The sequence below is a fragment of the Photobacterium sp. NCIMB 13483 genome (genome assembly GCF_003025475.1).
In the GTDB taxonomy this organism is placed as follows: domain Bacteria; phylum Pseudomonadota; class Gammaproteobacteria; order Enterobacterales; family Vibrionaceae; genus Photobacterium; species Photobacterium piscicola.
Genome location: NZ_PYLV01000012.1, coordinates 17,887 through 40,624, shown reverse-complemented (window position 1 = coordinate 40,624; position 22,738 = coordinate 17,887). Strand labels below are relative to the sequence as shown.

The following is a 22,738-nucleotide window of genomic DNA, read 5'->3' as shown; positions in this document are numbered from 1 at the left end:
AATGCTATTCTTTGGCCGCGCCAGTCAGAATACGTAATGCATTTTTAGCATTTTCTACCACTTGATGGCCAGAATATGTCAAATATCCTCCATCCTCTTCAGTCACTAATCCTTTCGCATACAAACGTTGCGCTGCAGAGATAACAGTAGGACTTGCATCGCTATGAACCTTAATACCTTCCATATTGCTGTGCATAGGGAATTTTACCAGCAGATTCATTTCATCAACGATATCGGGAGTGTACAGCATAGTCACCTCTTAATATGGAAAATCCCAGTGGGATAAATAATCTATTATTAATATTAGCGTTTGTTGGTAAGAAAACTAGGTGCAGAGATCAATATCTGAAGATCTTTCTCTACCAAGATGAGATCCACGTCAAAAAATTGAACATCTATCAGTCATTAAGTTTCAGCGTTGTATGAAAAACGACCTAAGCTATTGAGAGATATAAAAAAGCCGCTTCACAAAATCATCATAATATATGAAACAATTTGCTATTAGCGGCTTTTTGACTGTTCTTTGTCGCGATTATGCTTGAATACCAACAATTAACCATGGTGCATTAGGTTTGCGTAAATCACGCTCTAAATGCCATACATCATTAATATCTTCTTCTACACCTTCAACGCTATCTTTATAACGGCCACTGAACTTAATACTTAACTGAGCCATATTTGCATCATGATCAGCACGTACAAGTTCTGCATCAACGTACATCACTTCTGTATGTTGTTCTTCAGACAGCTTTGCACGCTCAGCAGTTAAATCCACTAATAAAGCGGGAGACACGTACTCACGAATTTTTTCTAATTCGTTATGATTCCATGCGCCTTGAATAATACGATAATGATCACGCGAACCATTTAGGAATGCATTCATATTAAAGTTTGGCGGTAAGTTAAACGGCACATCGCTATCTGTTGATTCAAAACCAGATGATTGTTGTTGTGCTGCACCTTGACGGAATTGTTGCTGTTGTTGACGTTGCTGTTGAGGCTGACGAGGAGAATTTCCAGCATAAGACTCACGGTGCCCCATCGGTGTACCTTTATTCGCACGCATTGCTTTAAATAGTTTAAACAATACAAAAGCAATCACACCGATAATAAGAATATCCATAAACTGGATACCATCAAATGCGCCACCAAAGAAAGCAGCTAACAAACCACCAGCAAGAAGACCACCTAACAAACCACCCATTAGGCCTTTTTTCGCCGATGATGCTGCGGTTGGATTTTGTTTACGAATAGTGTCAGTCTGTTGTGGTTGCTGCTTACGAACCGGAGCGGTTTTAAAGCTTTTACCAAATGACTTACCACCACCGAATCTTTTTGCTTCTGCATGTGATGCTGTAAACGATACAGCCACAATAAGAGCAAATACGGTAAAAAAGCGTTTCATAATAATCGATATACCTTCGTCATTAACTCTAAGCATCGTAGCTATTCGCTACAAAATGTCAATTTAATCACTCATTAAAATTGTTACTAACGTTTAACATCTATTACGCATATTTCAAATAATAAATTAAACGCAGAATAATCAGACATCTAACACTAATAATACAGGCATCATTTTACGTATTTTTTTATATAATTAAACATAAAGCCATTTAATGCGCATAGTTATGCGTAATAAATTGAACTAATACAACCTAAAAGGTGAAAATTCCAATATCATTCCATATATTATCCGCAGTAAACGTTTATTATTATATACTGTTTTTTATGTCATCAACGAAAGTTAACAATATCTGTTCAACAATGTTACTTTCATTAATTATTATGATCTTTTCTCAATGGAGCTAGCTATGCAAGAGAACAATACACATAGTAAATTTGTGGGTTATCTATTGTGGATTTTTGGTTTTACAGGTGCTCACCGTTTTTATTATGGTAAACCAGTAACAGGTACCATTTGGTTTTTAACACTCGGTTTGTTTGGCATTGGCTGGTTAATCGATTTATTTTTAATCCCGTCAATGAACCGTGAATCTGATTTACGCTTCGCCGGCGGTGAAATTGATTATAATATTGCGTGGCTACTATTAACCTTCCTTGGTGTATTTGGTGTTCATCGCATGTACATGGGTAAATGGTTAACTGGTATTCTCTATCTATGTACTTTTGGCTTTTTCCTCATCGGTATTTTAATCGATTTTTGGACGCTAAATGATCAAGTGTCGCTTGAAAATATCAAAAAACAAAAAGCATAGTATTTATATTTGATGACTCATATTGTGGCATTATATGCACCGCTTATTACAGCTGCATCAATGCCGCAATACTCACATTATGTGAAATTTATAATTTCCATAATAGTTCAAAATAACAATTATTAGAATAATTAAAAAAGCAGTCTATCACTAGGCTAATTACGACAACTGCAAACATATTTAAAGAGTATAATTCCATGGCAAGAAGAAATGACCACACCCGCGAAGAATTGGTAAGTATGACTCTTGAGCAAGTAAAAAACTTTCTCGATGAGCACCCACACCATGAACTGAGCTTACGTAAAGTCGCGGCGATGATTGGCTATGTTCCAAGTACTTTAGTGAATGTGTTTGGTAACTATAATCTATTACTCCTTCATGCCGTAGCTCAAACACTTGACGAATTATTCCAACAAGCAGAAATGTGTGTTCGCGACTCAACCTCTTCTCAAGAAGCACTGCGTAATCTTGCTTTCTGTTATCTTGATTTTGCTACCGCACACCCTTATCGCTGGCAGTTAATTTTCCAACATACCATGAATGGCGAAGATCTACCTGAATGGCAAACAGATCGTATTGATAATATGACGGGTATGCTTGAAGCGTTAATTGGCCAAATTAATGGTGAGATGAGCGATAAAGAAGTACTTGAAGCTAGTCGTGTTATCTGGGCTGGTGTTCACGGTATTACATTATTAACTGTAGACGATAAATTATTCACCTCAACACCTGTTGATGGTAAAGCATTGATCAATAATTTATTAGATACCTACCTTAATTCATGGCATAAATAATTTAACGAGAACAACAGAATGTCCCCTAAACCTCAGTCAAGCTTATTAACTAAACGACGGTTTTTACCTTATTTTCTAACACAGGCTTTAGGGGCATTTAATGATAATGTTTATAAAAACATTCTATTGATTTTCATTGCTTATGCTTCAGTACACACACTTCCACTTAATGCTGATCTATTAATTAATTTAGCTGCGGGATTATTTATTCTGCCCTTTTTCTTATTTTCAGCCTCAGCCGGTATTCTCGCTGATATTTATGATAAAGCGAAAATAATGCGAATAGTCAAACTGGCTGAAGTTATTATTATGTGTTGTGCTGCCATTGCCTTTATTTACCAAAGTTATCTATCGCTATTATTTTTGTTGTTTTTGATGGGCACCCAGTCTGCATTTTTTGGCCCAGCTAAATATGCATTATTACCTCAACACCTTAAAAAAAGTGAATTAGTCTCTGGCAATGCACTGGTTGAAACCGGCACATTTCTGGCTATTTTACTTGGCACTATTATCGCTGGTGTTATTGCTAACAGTGACAATAGCCGTTACATTGCGGCCATTAGTGTGATTCTGTTTGCTATTTTAGGTTATGTCACTTCGCTGGCGATTCCACCAGCACCACCCAGCCAACCTCATATCAAATTTCATTGGCGTCCATGGCAACAAACGCGTCATACCATGAAAATTGCCCAACAAGATAAAATTATATTTCAATGTATCATCGGTATTAGTTGGTTTTGGTTCCTTGGCGCGTGTTACTTAACCCAGTTCCCGAATTTTGCCAAATCCAATTTAGGTGGCCAAGCCTCTTCTGTTTCTTTCTTACTGACTTTATTTTCAATCGGTATCGCTATTGGTTCAATGTTATGTGATCGATTATCACACCACCGTATTGATCCCGGCATCGTTCCTATCGGCTGTTTTGGCATCAGTCTGTTTGGTTTCGGGCTCTACGCCATGACCCCAAGTATTATTCCGGTTAGTGACTCTATCTTAACGTTTGTGGCACAACCCTCACTATGGCCGGTTTTTATCTCGCTATTGTTGCTCGGTGTCGCTGGCGGTATTTTTATTGTGCCGCTGTATACTTTAATGCAACAACGTGCCCAAGAAGATCAACGCGCTCAAATTATTGCAGCTAATAATATTTGGAATGCGGTATTTATGGTGATCAGTGCCATTACTGCCATTATTTGTTTATCACTACTACACCTGTCTATTCCTCAATTTTTCTTATTATTATCAGGATTAAACGGCTTAGTCTTAGTATATATCTATTTTCAAGCCCCTGATTTTTTCTGGCGTTTCGTGGTATGGGTTGTCACTCACACCATGTACCGCGTTCAGCATCAAAATCTTAACAACCTTCCTCAACAGGGAGGTACATTGCTTGTTTGTAACCATGTTAGCTATATGGATGCGTTATTATTAGCAGGCGCTTGTCCTCGCCCTATTCGCTTTCTAATGGACGAAAACATTTATAACTTGCCGCTTGTGAATACCTTTTGTCGTGCTTGCAAAGCGATTCCTGTTGATTCAAATGATAGAAAATCTGTCCGTACTGCATTTGCACTCGTTGCGTCTTATTTAGAGAATGGCGATATTGTGTGTGTATTTCCAGAAGGACACTTAACGCAAGATGGTGAAATAGCCCCTTTCATGCGAGGCATCGATTTAATCATTAAGCGTTCAAGCGTTGCGGTGATCCCTGTTGCTTTACAAGGATTATGGGGCAGTTATTTTAGTCGCGAAGGTGGACATGCCTTACTAAAATGGCCGAAACGGTTTTGGTCAAAGGTGACCATTGTTGCTGGAGATTGTGTACATTCAGAAGCAACCAATAGCCAATTACTGCGTCAACAAGTCATCGAATTACGTGGTGATAAGCGCTAAAATAAAAAGGCGAAGCCATAATGCTTCGCCTTTATACTCATATCTGTTTTTAGTTTTAATCTTGTGATGCTAACCACTTAGTCAAATCTGAACGAGAAACCTTTACATTTTGAGTAAAGCATTCAGGTAATGAAAGATAGCGAATCGGTCGCTTATGTGGCGCTACATTTTGCGACATATAAGTCACAAGCTGATCGACTAAATAACTGTCTAACGGTTGCGCTGTGGTTACTATTGCCACCGGTCTAGCACCAAAGTCATGATCATCTATTGGCAGTACGATAACTTGATTAACCGCGGCGTGTTGTAATAACACTTGTTCGATATCTTCAGGTTGTACATTTTCCCCCCCTGAAATGAACATATTATCAGCACGACCTCGAATAAATAATTCATCATCATGCCACTCGCCTAAGTCTTTGGTTGCAAACCAATTATCATCGTCATCATAGCCCAATAACGAAAAAATCGTATTATTGCGGTAATATCCTAAACATAATACTTTACCGCGTACCCAAATTTCACCCTCACGTAAGATAAGCTCACGATTAGGTAACACCGTCCCAACACCCGCACTACTATTGGCACGTTTAGCGGTTATAGTTGATGCCATTTCTGTCATTCCATAACCACTCCAACATTCAATCCCGGCTTGCTCTGCTGCCGTGGTTAAACTCACCGGAATGGTAGCCCCACCCAATAGCACTTGTTGTAACTTGTGCTGGTGTGCGTATTCGGAATCAAGGAAACGTTGCAATTGCGTTGGCACCAATGAAGCATGACTGACCCATTGTAGTGCTTGTTGCTGTAATGCTGGTTCTACCAAGACGATACGTGCACCACGGTATAACCATCGCCAAACAATCGCTAATCCTGAAATATGAAATAACGGCAGTGACAATAGCCAACTATCGTCAGCGGTAAAGGTCATTTGCTTTAATAACCCACTCGCACTGGCTAAATGCGATTGTGGATGGTGCACAACCGCTTTAGGTAAACCTGTCGAACCTGATGTTAACGTCAGTGAAACCGGACGGTGTTCTTGCCACATCACCGGAATAATACGTTCAGACGTTACTGTAGGATTCAAAGAAAGCGTATGCCCATGTAATTGTTCTGCCGTATCTATCTCTGGGCACCAAATGTGATCATTATCCAATGCCGTTAATTGCTCAATTAACACCTTAGCTGGCAATTTAGGATTGAGGCCAACATAACGGGCACCAACACGAATAATCGCTAATAACAGCCACAACACGTCGATACTGTTTGGCGCAACCACCGCAACTAATTGATCGCGTTTGACCCCTTGAGCCACAAGTCGCTGTGCATAAGTTTCAATATTAGCGGTAACTTCAATCCAATTCCACGTAACTGCACCGGCGTTTACATCACCTAATGCAATCGCAATTTCAGTCGGTCTTTGTTCGGCCCAATATTGCCAAGGCCACTTTTGAAATTCTGCTGTTATTTGTGCCATACCATGTCTAATTCAGATAAAGAAATCACTGGTAATTCACAACCAGGCCATGACTGCATTAACTGGGTTTGAAATAATTGCATAGTGTCTAATCCAGGAATCACATTGGGTGTTTGCCATTGTGCTAAACGTGCCAATTGATTTAACCCTAAACTTGATTCAAGACTAGAACTGATCACCGCGGTCAATCCAACAGCATGTGCTTGCTCGATCAATGTAATGCATCGCGCAAGAGAACCAATTAGCGTCGGTTTTATAATAATCGCGGCCACACCAGGTTCAGCTTTTACTTCAAATCCAGCATCGCGTACTGTTTCATCCCAAGCAATATTGATTCCAGTTTGTTGAGCAAACGCTAAACTGTCACTGGGTAAACGACAAGGTTCTTCTAAAAAGGCAATGCCGCTACGGTGTTCAGGCTTAACATACTTCGCAAATTGTTGGGCTTTTAATGGTGTCCATTGACGGTTTGCATCAAGTCGTAATTGCATATCAGGAATCGCTTCCAGTAGCATATTTGCCACAATGCCATCACGTACAGCTTCATACATGCCGACTTTAATCTTAGCCACTTTATCACCCGGCATCTGATTAAAACGTTCCACTAAATCATCAGGATCACCACAACATAATGGCGCAACTAAATAATTACCGGTAACGGGAAGTTCAGCGGCCAATTCCGCAATAGCACAACTAATACCAAACGCAACAGAAGGAAAAGCAGCATCTAAATCAAGTGCTTCACCAGCAACCCATTGTGAGAGTAATTGTTGTGCTTGCTCGCCTGCTTCTATAGCAGTTTCAACACTAAACTCTGGTAATGGCGCAATTTCACCATAAGCTAATTGTTGATCTTGGCATAACTCAACCACCCAACCTTCACGTGTAACCAATCGTTGATCTCGTAAAATAACCCCAGAATCCATTGGAAGTTGGTATTGAAATAACTTAGCGCTGCGCATTACATTTCCTTATATTTTGCTAAAGCTGTATCTAACAAACACTCTAGCCAGAAAACAGAGTCTCTTCTTTACTTTATAACCTTATTATTAACCAAGAAAGGCTAATAATGCCGTCGTAAAAGCAACAGGTTGTTCAATATGAATATTGTGACCAGCATTATCAATGACTGTCACGGCTAAACCACAAGCCGCAGCTAAGTCTCGAAACTTAGTATCATGCTCACCACAAAGATAATGTACTGGAACAGAAAGCTGTTGTAATTGAGGTAATAATTGTGGCTGTTTAGCAAGCGAGGTCGCCAACATCATTTTAGCAATACCAGCACCTAAATTATCACTTCGTTTAGTAACCAAAGCTTGTCGCTGTGCTGTCGTCAATGATGTAAAAACGGACTGTTGATACCAATCTTGTAATACATCGATTAATGGTTGCTGAGCAAACCGTGCCGCCCAACGCTGATCATGTTGATAGCGAGGCTCTCGTTCAGCACTTGGTAATCCAAAATGCCCGCCTTCAAGCAACACTTTAATTAATCGAGGTCCATTAGAGGATACAGAAGGATCAGCAGCTAATGCACATGCATGATACATGGCTAATCGCGCCCCCATCGAATACCCAATAAGCACGTAATCAGTAACGCCACGATGAGATAAGGTTGTGTTCAGTGCGTGATGAATAGCATCAAATCCCCCGTCTAAAGCTGCGGCTGTCATGTCAACATCAACAAACGCACTCAGCCCATGACCGGGTAAATCGATAGTCATGCATTGTTGAGTCATGGCCAGTTGGCTAATCACATAACGCCAATCATGACCATTACCCAATAAGCCATGCAAAAAAACGAGAGTAGGTTGATTAGCATTCGCTTTAGAACCGAAAGTTTCAGAATAAAGTAGCATGCTCAACCTCAGCAAATAATGCCTTTAGCATTGCTCCAGCTTCACCCGCTGGCGTTTTAATTTCAACCAGGGTTGTACCTATATGTGATTGACCATTACGGATAGCTACTTCAGCAGCATTCAATGAGGTTGGTGCGCAATACTGTAAACCGAACATCGCCGCCGCATGGCTAAACTCAAACCCATGAGGCATGCGATAAAAATCATCTTTTTGCTGATCAGGAACAGGCAACATATCAAAAATACCACCACCGTCATTATTGGTGACAATAACCACAATCGGATATTGATGTTGATTCAATAATGCCAATGAATTGAGATCATAGAGTAGCGAAGTATCGCCAATCAGACACACTAATGGCGCTTTACGAGCACGCTGCACACCAGCAGTCGTTGCAATAAGGCCATCAATGCCAGACGCACCACGATTAGCAAATGTCGCGGTTAAGGGTAATTTAGCGCACATATCCAACAATCGAACAATCATGCTATTACCCAAAAACAATTCTGTTTGAGGCGCTATCCACGGCATAACTTGTGCGGCTAAGCCTAATTCAGAAAAACGATTACTGTGAGCTGCAACAATATCAAAATAACGTTGCGATGCTTCAGCTAACGGCAGTGCCCATTGTGAATATAGTGACTCAGTTGTTAACGTTATTGCTGCTTGCGCCCATGCATCAATGTTGGCTTGAATACGCTGACTACGGCGATGATGAGAGTCTAATCGTCCAGCCAGCGGATCAATCAGTAAAAACGCCTGCCATTGATGCTGACCAATAAACTGTAATAACCGTTTTGAAACGATACGGCCGCCAAATTGCAGTAGCACCTGCGCTTGTTGAAGATGATGCTGACAGGCACCGTTTTGTAACCAGCCATCAAAGCCAGCATAATCACTACTGCCACCCGCTTGCGGATCCACCAGCAATGGCCAACCTAATATTGACGATAATTGTTGAACAGTTTTAAGCTCACTCGTCGCTAATCGTCCAGCAACAATCACCCCTTTCTGAGCACATAATGCTTGCCATTGTGTTGCATCAATAGTTGCCATTGCCGATGACAATAGCGCTTGATGCTGACAGTAAGGGATAGCATCCTGCTGCCATTGTGCAACAGGGGTAAGGTAATCACTAAAATCAACATCATCGCCATACAATGGTTCTGGATAATGACAGTTAAAATGTACCGAACCACCACGCAATTGTTGCTGCTGCATCGCATCATCAATAGCACATAACAACCAATTAGGACTAATATCCAAACTTGGACTTGGTATATCTAAAAAGTGACTTACATGATCAGAAAAGATCCCATGCTGACGAATCGCTTGGTTGGCACCACATTGAAGTAATTCAGCGGGGCGATCAGAGGTTAACAGTACCAGTTTTTCACCAGTAAGCCCTGTTTCAGCCACCGCAGGTAATAAATTCGCGACCGCAGTACCCGATGTCACAATAACCGCTACCGGAGATTGAGATGCTTTAGCTAAACCTAAAGCTAAAAAACCCAAACCTCGCTCATCAAAATGGGTATGAATCGTAAGTTGCGTTAGTTTTGCTGCCGCTAACGTCAATGGTGTCGAACGAGAACCTGGCGCAATACAGACATGTTGCACACCCAGTCTCATTAACTCTTCAAGCATTAAGCTTGCCCAACAACCATTTAATGCAGCTCGGTATGATTGGCTCGTTGTTAATGGTGGCTGTATCATGCGCTTTTATATCCCATCTTATCCATAATATTCACATCATCAGAACAGGGTTGTTCAAACAAACTGCACAGGGTGGATGTTTTACGATCGAGCTCTTTCCATTCACTATCGGCAACAGAACCCGGCACAATACCCGCCCCTGCAAACAAATGTAAATCATCACCACTGATCATCGCACTACGTATCGCGACACAAAACTCACTGTGTTTTTGTCCAATGTACCCCACAGCACCGCTATACCAACCACGGGCAAACGGTTCGTGATCTGCAATAAAATTTAACGCCGCATCACGGGGTAAACCAGCAATAGCCGCCGTTGGCTGTAGGCTATCAAGTAGATTGGCACTAAAAACAGCATCATTAAGCTGACCATCAATACTGCGTTTTAAATGCTGCACTTTGCGTAACTGCACCAATTCAGGCACTGGCGCAACATTCATTGATTCACACTGAGGAACCAAACGTTCAACAATATCATCAACCACTAAACGGTTTTCATAGCGATTTTTTGTATCCGCCAATAACCACTGTGCCAATTGTTGATCTTCTTGAGTATCGGCTCCGCGTCCAATCGTACCCGCCAGAGCTTCTGTTTGTAATGCACGCTCATGACGTTGAAATAAACGCTCAGGTGTCGACCCAACAAAACAATGCTCAGCATCTAGCGCCATTAAAAAATGGAAACTATTACTATTACTGGCGCGACTTGCTTTAAGCAATTGTGCTGGCAATACCGGATGATCAAGTTGCAATGTTGTGCGTCGAGCCAACACCACTTTTTCAAATTCATCATTAGCGATTCCCGTCAGAGCTTGATCTATCATGGTTGACCAACCTGCAAAGTCAGGGCTATAGCTACGACTTAAAATACGGCTATCAATATCAGTGACGATATCAGGGCTGATAACGATTTTTTCTAACATCGCTAACATACGCGGCTTATCGTCACTCATATTTGCAGCAAGATGCCACTCACCATCAAAACGAATGATTTCAAGTAATGGCAAAAAGAAGAAAGACGACAGGCAACGTCGATTACGATCGGTATGCCCATCAAAAGAACGTCCACCCCAAACACGCTGATCGTCATTAATCACTTGTTCAGCGATTAACGGATCGGTAAACGTTTTTATCTGCCCTAAAGCAACCACTTCTTCACGACAATCTCGAGATTGCCAATAGAATTTAGGAAATAAAGATTGCGCATCCATCCAATCAATTAAATCAGTATTTGCAGGCAGTTCTAGTTTTACTAGTAATCGTTGAGTTGTTGCTGATGCTTGTTTAATGTTAGCAATCAATAATGCAACGGCTTGTTGTAACGCAGTCAAGATAACCTCGCTCAGCTAAATATCACCAATACGGCTCATCCCTGGCTGAAAGATAAAAATATGCCAATCATGGACATACTTGGTTCTTTGCTAATAATCGTTCTTATTTCAATGGTTACTTAGCTAGAAAACCATTGATTATCAGCAAAGACGAATGATCTGAGTATTCTACCTCACTCAATAGCATCTGACTAATGAAGTAACATCATTCCTTTATCCTATATTTCAGCATAAATAGCTGAACCTTAACAATAACTGTAGTTAATACCACAGCTACTATGGGTTCGAAATAACACAAAAAACTATTTTTCCAAATTTTATGCTGAAAGGTGTTCCTTTAAACTGGTTTTATAGTGTAATTTGTGAGGATACCAAAAATTATCATCAGGAAAGTATTATATGCAAAATTTCGGGATGTCATCCAAGCTCAATAATGTTTGTTATGACATACGTGGTCCCGTTCTTAAGCATGCAAAACGCATGGAAGAAGAAGGCCAAAAAATACTTAAACTTAACATTGGCAATCCGGCGCCATTTGGGTTTGATGCCCCTGATGAAATTCTGGTTGATGTGATTCGTAACTTGCCAACATCACAAGGCTACTGTGATTCAAAAGGCATTTACTCGGCACGTAAAGCCGTCGTACAACATTATCAAAAAAGTGGCTTATTAGACATTGATGTTGAAGATGTTTTCATTGGTAATGGTGTCTCTGAATTAATTGTAATGGCGATGCAAGCATTACTAAATCACAAAGATGAAATTTTAGTGCCGTCCCCTGATTACCCATTATGGACGGCCGCTGTATCACTTTCTGGTGGTACCGCTGTACATTATACCTGTGATGAGCAATCTGATTGGTACCCAGATCTTGATGATATTAAAAAGAAAATTGGGCCTCATACACGTGGTATCGTACTGATCAACCCTAATAACCCAACCGGTGCTGTTTATAGCCGTGAGTTTTTATTAGAAATTGTTGAAATTGCACGTCAGCATAATCTGATTATTTTTGCCGATGAAATCTACGATAAAATTCTCTATGACGGTGCAAAACACACTTCGATTGCACCATTAGCACCAGACGTATTCTGTATCACGTTTAATGGCCTGTCTAAATCATACCGAGTATGTGGTTTCCGTGCGGGTTGGATGGTGTTATCTGGCGCAAAACACAAAGCAAAAGGCTATATTGAAGGCTTAGAAATGCTGTCTTCTATGCGCTTATGTGCCAACGTACCGATGCAACATGCGATTCAAACAGCACTTGGTGGTTACCAAAGTATCAATGAATTAATTTTACCCGGTGGCCGCTTACTGGAGCAACGCGATAAAGTTTATGATCTATTGACTCAAATTCCTGGGGTTTCATGTGTAAAACCTAAGGGCGCACTATACTTATTTCCCAAACTAGATCAGAAAAAGTTCAATATCGTTGATGACCAACGCTTTGCAATGGATTTCTTACTCCAAGAAAAAGTCTTAGTGGTTCATGGCACTGGCTTTAACTGGAAACAACCGGATCACTTCCGTATTGTTACCTTGCCTCGAGTTGATGATCTTGAACTAGCAATGGTGCGTTTAGAGCGCTTCCTGCACAGCTATCGTCAATAACAACCACGATAATAATACCGTTAAATAACGCCTCTCATTAGCCTCGATTTTTATCGAGGCTTTTCTTTATTCGCACCGTCAAACCATTCACAACTAATTCCCCCACCACCCCAACAGTATTGGTATACTCAAGCCATCAGTATTTTAGCTATAAGGGAACTCTCCCATGGAAAAAAGCCATTTTTTTGCGCATCTCGCTCGAATGCGTTTAATTCAACGCTGGCCACTCATGCGTTGTGTTGAAACTGAAAATATTTCAGAGCACAGTCTTCAAGTCGCTTTTGTCGCTCATGCGCTAGCACTGATTAAAAACCGTAAGTTTGGCGGCAATGTTAATCCTGAACGTATTGCATTATTAGGCATGTTTCATGATGTCAGTGAAGTGATCACCGGGGATATGCCAACCCCGATAAAATACTTTAACCCTACCATTGCTGAAGAATACAAAAAGATCGAGCTCGCTGCTGAACAAAAATTACTGTCGATGCTACCTGAAGAATTTCATGATGATTACGCACCACTGCTTGATAGCCACAAATTAGATCCTGAAAATGCCGCTATCGTGAAACAAGCCGATACTTTATGTGCTTATCTCAAATGCCTAGAAGAATTAAGTGCAGGTAATCATGAATTTACTAAGGCAAAAAAACGCCTAGAAGAAACCTTAGCTGAACGCCGCACACCTGAAATGGACTACTTTCTTACCACCTTTGCCGATAGCTTTAATTTAACGTTAGATGAGATCAGCTAATGACAGCCTTTATTATTGATCCTTGTTGGCAACAACGTCACAGCGACGAACAAAAAATGCGTCGAGATGATCATCGCTCGGCCTATCAACGTGATCGTGCACGAATCTTACACTCAGCCGCATTTCGACGTCTGCAAGCCAAAACCCAAGTACATGGTGCGGGTAATCATGATTTCTACCGCACCCGTTTAACTCACTCACTTGAAGCCTCACAGATAGGCACTGGCATTGTGGCACAGCTAAAATTAAAACAGCCCCAATTCCATTCATTACTCTCATCAACCAGTTTGATGGAGAGCCTTTGTCTGGCGCATGATATTGGTCATCCCCCGTTTGGTCATGGTGGTGAAGTTGCATTAAATTATATGATGCGCAATCACGGGGGTTTTGAAGGTAATGCGCAAACCTTCCGTATCGTTACTTTACTGGAACCCTACACTGAACATTACGGCATGAACCTCTCTCGGCGTACGTTATTAGGGCTACTTAAATACCCAGCATTACTGAGCCAAACAACAGCAGCAGAACGCGCTGCGGATGTGATGAACTTTCGTCATTTAAAAGCCAAACAATGGCACCCAGCAAAAGGGATTTATGATGATGATAAAACGGTCTTTGATTGGGTCTTAGCACCATTATCAGAGCACGACCGTCAATTATTTAAACAAATGCGTAATCACTCACCACGACCCGATCAACATAATAAAACACGCTTTAAATCACTTGATTGTTCAATCATGGAATTGGCGGATGATATCGCTTATGGGGTTCATGATCTTGAAGATGCAATCGTGATGGGAATCGTTAATCGCGATCAATGGCAAGAAGCTGTCGCATCAAAAATTGCTGAATGTGGTGATCCATGGCTAGAGCAACGAATTGGTGAAATAAGTGAACATATGTTTGCTAGTCATCATCAACGTAAAGATGCAATCGGCGCGCTAGTTAATGCTCTACTCACTTCAATTAGTATTGCACCAACCATTCAAGATGGCTTGCACAGTTTTGAAGAGCCATTATTAAAGTGGAATGCCTTTCTATCACATCCAATGGAAAATGCATTGAATGTGTTGAAACAATTTGTCAGTGATTATGTGGTTAAAAAACCTGAGATTCAGTTACTAGAATATAAAGGCCAACAATTAATCATGGAATTGTTTGATGCGTTTGCATCAGATCCTGAACGTTTACTACCAGAGTCTACTCGTAAGCATTGGCAGAGTGCCGTTGATAAAGGCGACAATGAAATGCGGATCATCGCTGATTATATTTCAGGTATGACAGATGGCTTTTCGCAGCGGCTGTACAACACTCTCTTTCAACCATCAATTACCTTGGAAATAGGTAACGAAGGGCATGGGGTGTAGAGGATTCAATGCAGAAAATGACGGAATTGGGCTTTGCATTCACCAGCCTATTATCCGTCATCTCGGAAGTTGAGGCACGAAGCTATCCGTGATCTACTCACCGCGAACTTGAGCTTTAAAGACGCCAGTGAAAACCCTATATAACCACAGTAATTCTACGACGCGCGGGTAATAGATTCCCTATCGCCCTCGCGGGCATTCATTGTAGGGAATGACGGGGTTGGGCTTTGCATTCACCAGCCTATTATCCGTCATCTCGGAAGTTGAGGCACGAAGCTATCCGTGATCTACTCACCGCGAACTTGAGCCTTAAAGACGCCAGTGAAAACCCTATATAACCACAGTAGCTCTACGATGCGCGGGTAATAGATTCCCTATCGCCCTCGCGGGCATTCACTGTAGGGAATGACGGGGTTGGGCTTTGCATTCACCAGCCTATTATCCGTCATCTCGGAAGTTGAGGCACGAAGCTATCCGTGATCTACTCACCGCAAACTTGAGCCTTAAAGACGCCAGTGAAAACCCTATATAACCACAGTAATTCTACGACGCGTAGACAATAGATTCCCTATCGCCCTCGCGGGCATTCACTGTAGGGAATGACGGGGTTGGGCTTTGCATTCACCAGCCTATTATTCGTCATCTCGGAAGTTGAGGCACGAAGCTATCCGTGATCTACTCACCGCGAACTTGAGCCTTAAAGACGCCAGTGAAAACCCTATATAACCACAGTAACTCTACGACACGCGGGTAATAGATTCCCTATCGCCCTCGCGGGCATTCACTGTAGGGAATGACGGGGTTATTATCCTTCTTCTCACAAATAATTCTTCTCAAATACCCCGTGCGGCATATGTTTTATCTGAAAATCTATCATGTGATTAAAAGTGGTTAACAACGGCGCAAACTTATCAGCATCAGCTTCAAACGCAGATAGGGCTAAATAGCCGGCTTCTACGGTTGAAACGCCCTGCTCTTTGGGTGATTTGCGAATACGATAATTACCATTGTCTGCATTGTCTAAATTAACTAACGGCAAATGGTGTAAATTGGTTGCCAATAGCCACATTTTATACGCTTTTTTCCATGTGCCATCTAATAGAATAACCGTCTGTAAACGTTGCTTCTTTGCTGTCGCAGCAACACTTGATATCGGCACTGAACCTTCACCAGGATAGACGACATACACATCACGTTCAGGATCAGCCAGTAAGCTATTAAGTTCATCATTATCAGAAAAATCTTCTCCAACCCAAAGTCGGCTATTTGGTAGAGAAAGTGATAATATTCTTGCTGTACCTATCGCACGTTTGATTTCAGATGGATGCTGTAAGATCCAGATTTCCGTTGTTGCTGTGATGTTTTCAATCCAGTGGCAAATACAGGCTTTTTTTGCCTTACCACAGTATTCACAATACCGACTCATTGAGGTTGCCTTGTCTATTCGCAATTACATTATTATCGCATTAATTATAGGGATTATTGCTCAAATCCCCCAACTACAGCCACTGTTAGTATGGGATCGCCAAGCAATACTTAATGGCGAGGTATGGCGGATCCTAACAGGAAATATTACCCACACCAATTGGATTCACCTCGCTATGAATGCGGGTGCATTTATTATTATCAGCTTTATTTTCCGCGCCCATTTTACACCGAGTTATTATAGCTTATTAATTTTAAGCATCAGTACCATCATAGGTTTAGGACTCTTTGCCACACAGATTACTTGGTATGCAGGGTTTTCAGGCGTATTACATGGCTTATTTGCATGGGGAGCGGTACGTGATATTCAAACTAAAACCAAAGGCGGTTGGTTGTTATTTGTCGGGCTCATAGCCAAGATAGGTTGGGAACAATGCTTTGGCGGCTCAGCAAGTTCAGCTGAATTAATAGGGGTACAAGTTGCCACTCAAGCCCATTTAATAGGGGCTATATCTGGTGCAATTATCGCGCTTGTCACAACCCGTAAAGCTTAAATAGTGCTCAATAAAAACGACAGGCGCTGGTGGCCTGTCGTAATAAATAAAGCCTATGTAATTATTCACTACAACTTAATGCGCTTACGATTTTTATCGACTGTTGACACACCAATACCTTTGACTTTTGCAAGATCATCAGCAGAAGCAAACTTGCCATACTTAATACGATATTGAATGATATTTTCAGCTTTATCCGGCCCGATTCCTACTAATAATTTATCAAGCTGTTCTGCATTGGCATCATTAATATTCACAATAATATCAATACCTTTATGCTGATCAGGATTGGCATAAGTTACAGGGGCTAATACCAATGTTCCCGCTACAACGATGGCTTTAAACAGCTGATATTTTATTGTCATGTTCATTCTATCCCTTTTGAAAGTGAATACGAATAATATGCAATTAAACTCTCATTGTAATGGTAATGGCTATTTTATAGTTAAAAAAAAGACGGGTCGCACAAGGCGACCCGTCTGTTTACATTACAATTTCAATTAATCTTTCGATGCGTCTTGCATTGGGTAGCTAATCTCAGCTGATTCACGCAATGTTTTTAGCGTCGCAGCTAGATCTTCTTGAGCAAACATCTGCCCAATTTGCTCTGCAAACTGACCATTTACTTTTTCGCCAGCCAACTTCATGTTAACAACTTTATCAAGCGCGATGATTTCAACATTACCGTTGTTATCACGAGCCATACCGTAAGTTGCTTTACCTGCCGTTGGTTTAGGTAAACCAAATGCGACATTTGAAATGTTTGCATTTGGGCCTGAACGATTGATTGTTTGTTCGCCAGAGAAGCTGAAGCCATCTTTAGCAACAATATCATTCTTACCTTTACGAAGATCAGCGATGATCTCATCAGCTTTAGCTTGTGCTTGTTGTTCACCTTTTTGGTTCGCAACCAATGCATTCACCTTAGCAGCAACCTCTTTAAACGGTAATACAGCTTCAGCTCGCGCATCATCAACACGTACCACAACCACATGCTCAGGACCCACTTCAATCACGTCAGAGTTCATACCATCATCATGAACTTCAGGGCTCTGTAGTGTTTCTTGAACTTGCTTATTAGCCAACACGCCTTTTTCAGCCGCTGGTGTGATGTAACCTGTGTTAATAATTTTCGCATCAACAGCTTCAGCTGCAGCGTCAAGTGAATCTGGAGATTCAAACGCCACTTCAGCTAGCTTACTTTTCAGCTTATAGAACTCGTCAGCCGATTGCTGTTGTTGTAATTCAGCAACAATTTTTGCTTTAACATCAGCAAATGGTTTTACTTTTCCAGGTTTAATACCATCAAGTAAAATGATGTGGTAGCCAAATGATGACTTCACAAGGCCAGACATATCACCAGGCTTAGCAAGTGCAAAAGCTTCTTGCTCAAATGCTGGATCCATCATGCCTTTAGTGAACCACTCTAATTTACCGCCATCTTTAGCACTGAACGTATCATCAGATGATTGCTTAGCAACTTCAGCAAAGTTAGCGCCGCTCTGTAGCTTCGCCAGTAATGCTTCAGCTTTCGCTTTAGCCGCTGTTGTATCGCCTTTAATTAAGATGTGGCTAACTTCACGCTCTTCAGCAGAGCTAAACTTAGCTTGGTTATCTTTGTAGTATGTTTCAGCAGCTTGCTCTGATACTTTAATATCTTTAGTTAAGCCTTTATCTGATAGCTCGATGTAAGATACTTTGATTTGTGCAGGTCGAGTGAACAAGTTTGGATTTTGGTCGTAAAAATCTTGCGCTTCTTTATCGGTAACTTTTACTTTTTGAGTAAAGTCAGCAAGGTTCAGCGTTAATGTACGAACAACACGTTGTTGTGATTCAAGCTTACGCAACTCATCAGCTTCATCAGCTAACACAAAGTCACTGCCTTGTAATGCTGAAAGGAATTGCTGACGTAGCATATCTTTACGGATCGTTTCTGCAAACTGATCAGGCGTAAAACCAGCACGACGTAAAGCCATGTTGTATTGCTCGTTATTGAAAACACCATTAACGGCAAATGCAGGCATCGCAAGAATTTCTTGTTTTACTTGTGCATCGCTAACACTAAGACCAAGTTTATTTGCACGTTGTTGAATAAGTTCATCATTCACCATACGATCTAATACACTTTGACGGAATTGCTTCACATAAGCAGGATCGCTCATCAAAGTTGAAAAATAATCGCCCATACGCTGTTGCATACGGTTACGCTCATTTTGATAAACTTGCTCAAACTGACGCTGGCTAATATCTTTACCATTAATCTTTGCTGCAACTTGCTCATTTCCACTCGCCAGATAACTGCCGACGCCAGCAAATACAAAAGATAAAATAATTAGGCTTAGAATAATCTTAACCCAGATGCTGTTAGCGCCTTCGCGCAATCGCTCCATCATAATCTGCCGTCTCTCCTACTGTTCGATCTGGCTCGGTTTCGAACTACTATCAAATTAATGCACACTGCTACTGACATCACCATGATGACTGCACCATACTATTTACTACATGTTATATAACAACAACTGAATAGCTACTGCTATATCGATACTCGGTTTTAATTAACTTAGCTTTATCAATATAGATAACCTATGGCCGATAAGCCACATACAGCACTGAGAATTGTTACATAAACGCAATTAAACAACGCTATGATGAATATCACACAAGATATTTGTCGTAGTCTGTTGCTATGAGGCTATTTTAAGTAAAAAAAACGCATCAACCGATGCGCTTTGATTGTACCGAGTGAGTATACCCTTTCCGGTAGCAATTTTTAAGCCATGAAAACATGACAAAATACTGGCACAACGGCCAATATTTTTTAGTTTACAGAATCTTTAAGCGCTTTACCTGGTTTAAAACCAGGAACTTTTGCAGCTGCAATTTGAATCTCTGCACCTGTTTGTGGGTTACGGCCAGTACGTGCAGCACGCTCACGAACAGAAAAAGTACCAAAACCAACTAATGCAACTTGATCACCGCTTTTTAGGGTTTCAGTTACAGTTTCAATGAAGGCATCAAGAGCACGGCCAGCAGATGCTTTAGAAATATCAGCACTTTCTGCGATTTTATCAACTAGTTGAGTTTTGTTCACAATTAGATCCTCTGAATGAACCTTGATTACCACGCGGTAGTTAAGTCTGTACTCGCATAAAGGGTAATCAAGTAAAAAACATTATTACTTTGATAGATCATGATAAATAACTATCAAAGCTTAAAATTAGTTCGCATAATGCGGATTAGATGTACCTTATAGCCACACAAAAAAACGCTGACAAGTTTTTTAATCTTGAAAGCGTTTTTTCTTTAACTAATTTAGCTCTAGGTCACTATTTTGTACATTGACTAACTCAATGCCTGTCGGATTATTCTGCAATGCCAACATTAACACTTCATCAATCCAACGTACTGGACGCACTTCCAAATCAGCAATAACATTCTCTGGAATTTCTTCTAGATCACGTTCGTTCTCTTTTGGAATTAATACCGTCTTAATGCCGCCACGGTGTGCTGCTAGCAACTTCTCTTTCAAGCCACCAATCGGCAATACTTCGCCACGTAACGTGATTTCACCCGTCATCGCAACATCAGCACGTACAGGGTTACCTGTTAAGCTTGAGACCAAGGCTGTACACATAGCGATACCCGCACTTGGGCCATCTTTAGGTGTTGCACCTTCAGGTACGTGAACATGGATATCACGTTTTTCGTAGAAATCACTCGCAATGCCTAAACGTTCAGCACGACTACGTACCACTGTCATTGCCGCCTGAATAGACTCTTGCATTACATCACCTAAAGAACCGGTGTAGGTTAGCTTACCTTTGCCCGGCATAGATTCAGTTTCGATAGTTAATAAATCACCACCAACTTCTGTCCATGCAAGACCTGTCACTTGACCAACTCGGTTGCTTTCGTCAGCTTTGCCGTAATCACAACGCTGTACACCTAAGTAATCTTTAAGATTATCTTGGCTAATCGATACGTGCTTAATGTCTTTGTTTAATAAAATTTCTTTCACCGCTTTTCGGCATAGTTTAGAAATTTCACGCTCAAGACTACGTACACCCGCTTCACGAGTATAGTAACGAATAATCCCCATTAATGCTGAGTCTTCAATCGTTAACTCGCTCGGCTTTAATCCATTACGTTGAATTTGCTTCTCAAGTAAATGATTTTTCGCAATGTTCAGTTTTTCATCTTCGGTATAACCAGAAAGACGGATCACTTCCATACGATCAAGCAATGGCCCTGGAATATTCATTGAATTCGAGGTTGCCACAAACATGACATCAGATAAGTCGTAGTCAACTTCTAAGTAGTGATCGTTAAATGAACTATTCTGCTCAGGATCTAAAACTTCAAGTAATGCTGAAGCGGGATCGCCACGCATATCAGAAGACATCTTATCAATTTCATCCAATAGGAACAGTGGGTTTTTCACTTCCACTTTTGCCATCTTCTGAATCAACTTACCCGGCATTGAACCAATGTAAGTACGGCGATGACCACGGATTTCCGCTTCATCACGTACACCACCTAATGCCATGCGCACGTATTTACGTCCGGTTGCAGCAGCAATAGATTGACCTAACGAGGTTTTACCCACACCAGGAGGACCGACAAGACAAAGAATTGGTCCTTTAAGCTTGTTAACACGGCTTTGCACTGCGAGATATTCAAGAATACGTTCTTTAACCCGCTCTAAACCGTAGTGATCGGCGTTAAGAATTTCTTCAGCTTTAGCAAGATTCTTCTTCACTTTAGAACGCTTATGCCAAGGCACGCTTAACATCCAATCGATGTAACCACGTACAACAGTCGCTTCAGCAGACATCGGTGACATCATCTTTAACTTTTGCAGCTCTTGCTCAGTTTTTTCACGTGCTTCAGCTGGCATCTTTGATGCTTCAATCTTAAGCTTTAACGCTTCAAATTCATCTGGTGCATCGTCAAGCTCACCCAACTCTTTCTGGATAGCTTTCATTTGCTCGTTAAGATAGTACTCGCGCTGACTTTTCTCCATCTGCTTTTTAACGCGTCCACGGATACGTTTTTCAACTTGCAGCAGATCGATTTCAGATTCCATCATTGCCATCAAGAACTCTAAACGCTCTGTGATATCAACAATTTCAAGCACTTTCTGCTTATCCGCTAATTTCAATGGCATGTGCGCAGCGATGGTATCAGCCAAACGCGCAGCATCATCAATGCCATTTAGCGATGTTAAGACTTCAGGTGGAATCTTTTTATTTAGTTTGATGAACCCTTCAAACTGACTTATCGCAGTTCGAACGAGAACTTCTTGCTCACGCTCATCCATTTCTGGCGTAACCAAAAACTCAGCATTTGCAGTAAAAAACTCATCATCAGTTAGATCTTCAACCTTGGCACGCTGTTGGCCTTCAACCAACACTTTTACCGTACCATCAGGTAGTTTCAATAATTGAAGAATCGTTGCAACTGTACCAACATCATAAAGATCAGTGATCGACGGTTCGTCTGTGGCTGCTTCTTTTTGAGCGACCAACAGAATCTGTTTATTGTTTTCCATTGCCGACTCTAGGCAACGAATTGATTTTTCCCGGCCCACAAACAATGGAATAACCATATGAGGGTATACCACTACATCACGTAGAGGTAGAACCGGGATCTCAAGGCGCTCAGAACGCTCCAGGTTCATATTCTTCTCTCTTCCTGTCCAGACTAATCGTATTAAATAACTTGGCTGGAT

Annotated in this window: 19 protein-coding genes; 7 read left to right on the top strand and 12 right to left on the bottom strand. The window is 41.2% G+C overall.

Going from position 1 to position 22,738, the window contains the following annotated elements; genetic code table 11:
* Nucleotides 1–4: 4 nt before the first annotated feature.
* Together C9I86_RS11115 and C9I86_RS11110 are read right to left on the bottom strand one after the other, a co-directional pair.
* Nucleotides 5–250 (bottom strand): TIGR02647 family protein, encoded by a 246-nt coding sequence (locus C9I86_RS11115; RefSeq protein WP_107276370.1) that lies wholly within the window; start codon nt 248–250, stop codon nt 5–7.
* Nucleotides 251–532: 282 nt separating this feature from the next.
* Entirely contained in the window at nt 533–1,405 is an 873-nt protein-coding gene (locus C9I86_RS11110; RefSeq protein WP_080157973.1) for a Tim44 domain-containing protein, read from the bottom strand.
* Between the two features lie 409 nt (nt 1,406–1,814).
* Between C9I86_RS11110 and C9I86_RS11105 the strand changes: the two genes are divergently transcribed.
* The 3 genes from C9I86_RS11105 to C9I86_RS11095 all read left to right on the top strand — a co-directional run bounded on the left by C9I86_RS11105 (nt 1,815) and on the right by C9I86_RS11095 (nt 4,906).
* Nucleotides 1,815–2,219: a TM2 domain-containing protein gene (locus tag C9I86_RS11105; RefSeq protein ID WP_080157974.1), complete on the top strand. Its 405-nt coding sequence runs from the start codon at nt 1,815–1,817 to the stop codon at nt 2,217–2,219.
* 197 nt (nt 2,220–2,416) lie between these two features.
* Nucleotides 2,417–3,013, top strand: a complete 597-nt coding sequence (locus C9I86_RS11100) for a TetR/AcrR family transcriptional regulator (RefSeq protein ID WP_080157975.1) — start codon at nt 2,417–2,419, stop codon at nt 3,011–3,013.
* An 18-nt stretch (nt 3,014–3,031) separates the two neighbouring features.
* Nucleotides 3,032–4,906 (top strand): MFS transporter, encoded by a 1,875-nt coding sequence (locus tag C9I86_RS11095; RefSeq protein ID WP_107276369.1) that lies wholly within the window; start codon nt 3,032–3,034, stop codon nt 4,904–4,906.
* Between the two features lie 55 nt (nt 4,907–4,961).
* On the opposite strand, the gene menE is transcribed toward C9I86_RS11095, so the two are convergent.
* The 5 genes from menE to C9I86_RS11070 all read right to left on the bottom strand — a co-directional run bounded on the left by menE (nt 4,962) and on the right by C9I86_RS11070 (nt 11,296).
* On the bottom strand, nt 4,962–6,386 hold the full coding sequence (gene menE, locus C9I86_RS11090) for an o-succinylbenzoate--CoA ligase (protein ID WP_107276368.1): 1,425 nt from the start codon (nt 6,384–6,386) through the stop codon (nt 4,962–4,964).
* Complete coding sequence (menC, locus tag C9I86_RS11085) at nt 6,374–7,348, bottom strand: o-succinylbenzoate synthase (RefSeq protein ID WP_080157978.1); 975 nt, start codon at nt 7,346–7,348, stop codon at nt 6,374–6,376. Before menC ends, menE begins: the two co-directional genes overlap by 13 nt.
* An 87-nt stretch (nt 7,349–7,435) precedes the next feature.
* Nucleotides 7,436–8,248 carry a 2-succinyl-6-hydroxy-2,4-cyclohexadiene-1-carboxylate synthase gene (gene menH, locus C9I86_RS11080; RefSeq protein WP_107276367.1) on the bottom strand — a complete coding sequence of 271 codons (813 nt, stop codon included), beginning with the start codon at nt 8,246–8,248 and terminating at the stop codon, nt 7,436–7,438.
* Nucleotides 8,232–9,965: a 2-succinyl-5-enolpyruvyl-6-hydroxy-3-cyclohexene-1-carboxylic-acid synthase gene (gene menD, locus C9I86_RS11075; RefSeq protein ID WP_199190781.1), complete on the bottom strand. Its 1,734-nt coding sequence runs from the start codon at nt 9,963–9,965 to the stop codon at nt 8,232–8,234. Before menD ends, menH begins: the two co-directional genes overlap by 17 nt.
* A complete protein-coding gene (locus tag C9I86_RS11070) occupies nt 9,962–11,296 on the bottom strand; it encodes an isochorismate synthase MenF (protein WP_080157980.1) in 1,335 nt (444 codons plus the stop codon). Before C9I86_RS11070 ends, menD begins: the two co-directional genes overlap by 4 nt.
* A 399-nt stretch (nt 11,297–11,695) precedes the next feature.
* Here C9I86_RS11070 and C9I86_RS11065 point away from each other — a divergent pair, with 399 nt between their 5' ends.
* The 3 genes from C9I86_RS11065 (at nt 11,696) to C9I86_RS11055 (ending at nt 15,028) form a co-directional block, all read left to right on the top strand.
* A complete protein-coding gene (locus tag C9I86_RS11065) occupies nt 11,696–12,910 on the top strand; it encodes a pyridoxal phosphate-dependent aminotransferase (RefSeq protein WP_080157981.1) in 1,215 nt (404 codons plus the stop codon).
* Nucleotides 12,911–13,076: 166 nt separating this feature from the next.
* Nucleotides 13,077–13,661 (top strand): 5'-deoxynucleotidase, encoded by a 585-nt coding sequence (gene yfbR / locus C9I86_RS11060; protein ID WP_080157982.1) that lies wholly within the window; start codon nt 13,077–13,079, stop codon nt 13,659–13,661.
* Entirely contained in the window at nt 13,661–15,028 is a 1,368-nt protein-coding gene (locus C9I86_RS11055) for an anti-phage deoxyguanosine triphosphatase (protein WP_080157983.1), read from the top strand. Before yfbR ends, C9I86_RS11055 begins: the two co-directional genes overlap by 1 nt.
* Nucleotides 15,029–15,845: 817 nt before the next feature.
* Here C9I86_RS11055 and C9I86_RS11050 read toward each other — a convergent pair.
* Complete coding sequence (locus C9I86_RS11050; protein WP_107276366.1) at nt 15,846–16,454, bottom strand: tRNA-uridine aminocarboxypropyltransferase; 609 nt, start codon at nt 16,452–16,454, stop codon at nt 15,846–15,848.
* A gap of 10 nt (nt 16,455–16,464) precedes the next feature.
* On the opposite strand from C9I86_RS11050, the gene rrtA reads away from it, so the two are divergent.
* Complete coding sequence (gene rrtA, locus C9I86_RS11045; protein WP_241956887.1) at nt 16,465–17,007, top strand: rhombosortase; 543 nt, start codon at nt 16,465–16,467, stop codon at nt 17,005–17,007.
* Between the two features lie 68 nt (nt 17,008–17,075).
* Here the strand turns inward: rrtA and C9I86_RS11040 are convergent, their stop codons facing one another.
* The 4 genes from C9I86_RS11040 to lon form a co-directional block, all read right to left on the bottom strand.
* Nucleotides 17,076–17,378, bottom strand: a complete 303-nt coding sequence (locus C9I86_RS11040) for a helix-hairpin-helix domain-containing protein (protein ID WP_080157985.1) — start codon at nt 17,376–17,378, stop codon at nt 17,076–17,078.
* Between the two features lie 129 nt (nt 17,379–17,507).
* A complete protein-coding gene (gene ppiD, locus C9I86_RS11035) occupies nt 17,508–19,400 on the bottom strand; it encodes a peptidylprolyl isomerase (RefSeq protein ID WP_080157986.1) in 1,893 nt (630 codons plus the stop codon).
* Nucleotides 19,401–19,825: 425 nt separating this feature from the next.
* Nucleotides 19,826–20,098 carry a nucleoid-associated protein HU-beta gene (hupB, locus tag C9I86_RS11030; RefSeq protein ID WP_080157987.1) on the bottom strand — a complete coding sequence of 91 codons (273 nt, stop codon included), beginning with the start codon at nt 20,096–20,098 and terminating at the stop codon, nt 19,826–19,828.
* Nucleotides 20,099–20,314: 216 nt separating this feature from the next.
* Nucleotides 20,315–22,687 (bottom strand): endopeptidase La, encoded by a 2,373-nt coding sequence (gene lon, locus C9I86_RS11025; RefSeq protein ID WP_080157988.1) that lies wholly within the window; start codon nt 22,685–22,687, stop codon nt 20,315–20,317.
* Nucleotides 22,688–22,738 lie beyond the last annotated feature (51 nt).

Excerpts from the sequence above, each read along its gene's own strand:
- C9I86_RS11115 (WP_107276370.1), bottom strand. The coding sequence starts at position 250 with ATGCTGTACACTCCCGATATCGTTGATGAAATGAATCTGCTGGTAAAA.
- C9I86_RS11110 (WP_080157973.1), bottom strand. The coding sequence starts at position 1,405 with ATGAAACGCTTTTTTACCGTATTTGCTCTTATTGTGGCTGTATCGTTT.
- C9I86_RS11105 (WP_080157974.1), top strand. The coding sequence starts at position 1,815 with ATGCAAGAGAACAATACACATAGTAAATTTGTGGGTTATCTATTGTGG.
- C9I86_RS11100 (WP_080157975.1), top strand. The coding sequence starts at position 2,417 with ATGGCAAGAAGAAATGACCACACCCGCGAAGAATTGGTAAGTATGACT.
- C9I86_RS11095 (WP_107276369.1), top strand. The coding sequence starts at position 3,032 with ATGTCCCCTAAACCTCAGTCAAGCTTATTAACTAAACGACGGTTTTTA.
- menE (WP_107276368.1), bottom strand. The coding sequence starts at position 6,386 with ATGGCACAAATAACAGCAGAATTTCAAAAGTGGCCTTGGCAATATTGG.
- menC (WP_080157978.1), bottom strand. The coding sequence starts at position 7,348 with ATGCGCAGCGCTAAGTTATTTCAATACCAACTTCCAATGGATTCTGGG.
- menH (WP_107276367.1), bottom strand. The coding sequence starts at position 8,248 with ATGCTACTTTATTCTGAAACTTTCGGTTCTAAAGCGAATGCTAATCAA.
- menD (WP_199190781.1), bottom strand. The coding sequence starts at position 9,965 with ATGATACAGCCACCATTAACAACGAGCCAATCATACCGAGCTGCATTA.
- C9I86_RS11065 (WP_080157981.1), top strand. The coding sequence starts at position 11,696 with ATGCAAAATTTCGGGATGTCATCCAAGCTCAATAATGTTTGTTATGAC.
- yfbR (WP_080157982.1), top strand. The coding sequence starts at position 13,077 with ATGGAAAAAAGCCATTTTTTTGCGCATCTCGCTCGAATGCGTTTAATT.
- C9I86_RS11055 (WP_080157983.1), top strand. The coding sequence starts at position 13,661 with ATGACAGCCTTTATTATTGATCCTTGTTGGCAACAACGTCACAGCGAC.
- C9I86_RS11050 (WP_107276366.1), bottom strand. The coding sequence starts at position 16,454 with ATGAGTCGGTATTGTGAATACTGTGGTAAGGCAAAAAAAGCCTGTATT.
- C9I86_RS11040 (WP_080157985.1), bottom strand. The coding sequence starts at position 17,378 with ATGAACATGACAATAAAATATCAGCTGTTTAAAGCCATCGTTGTAGCG.
- ppiD (WP_080157986.1), bottom strand. The coding sequence starts at position 19,400 with ATGATGGAGCGATTGCGCGAAGGCGCTAACAGCATCTGGGTTAAGATT.
- lon (WP_080157988.1), bottom strand. The coding sequence starts at position 22,687 with ATGAACCTGGAGCGTTCTGAGCGCCTTGAGATCCCGGTTCTACCTCTA.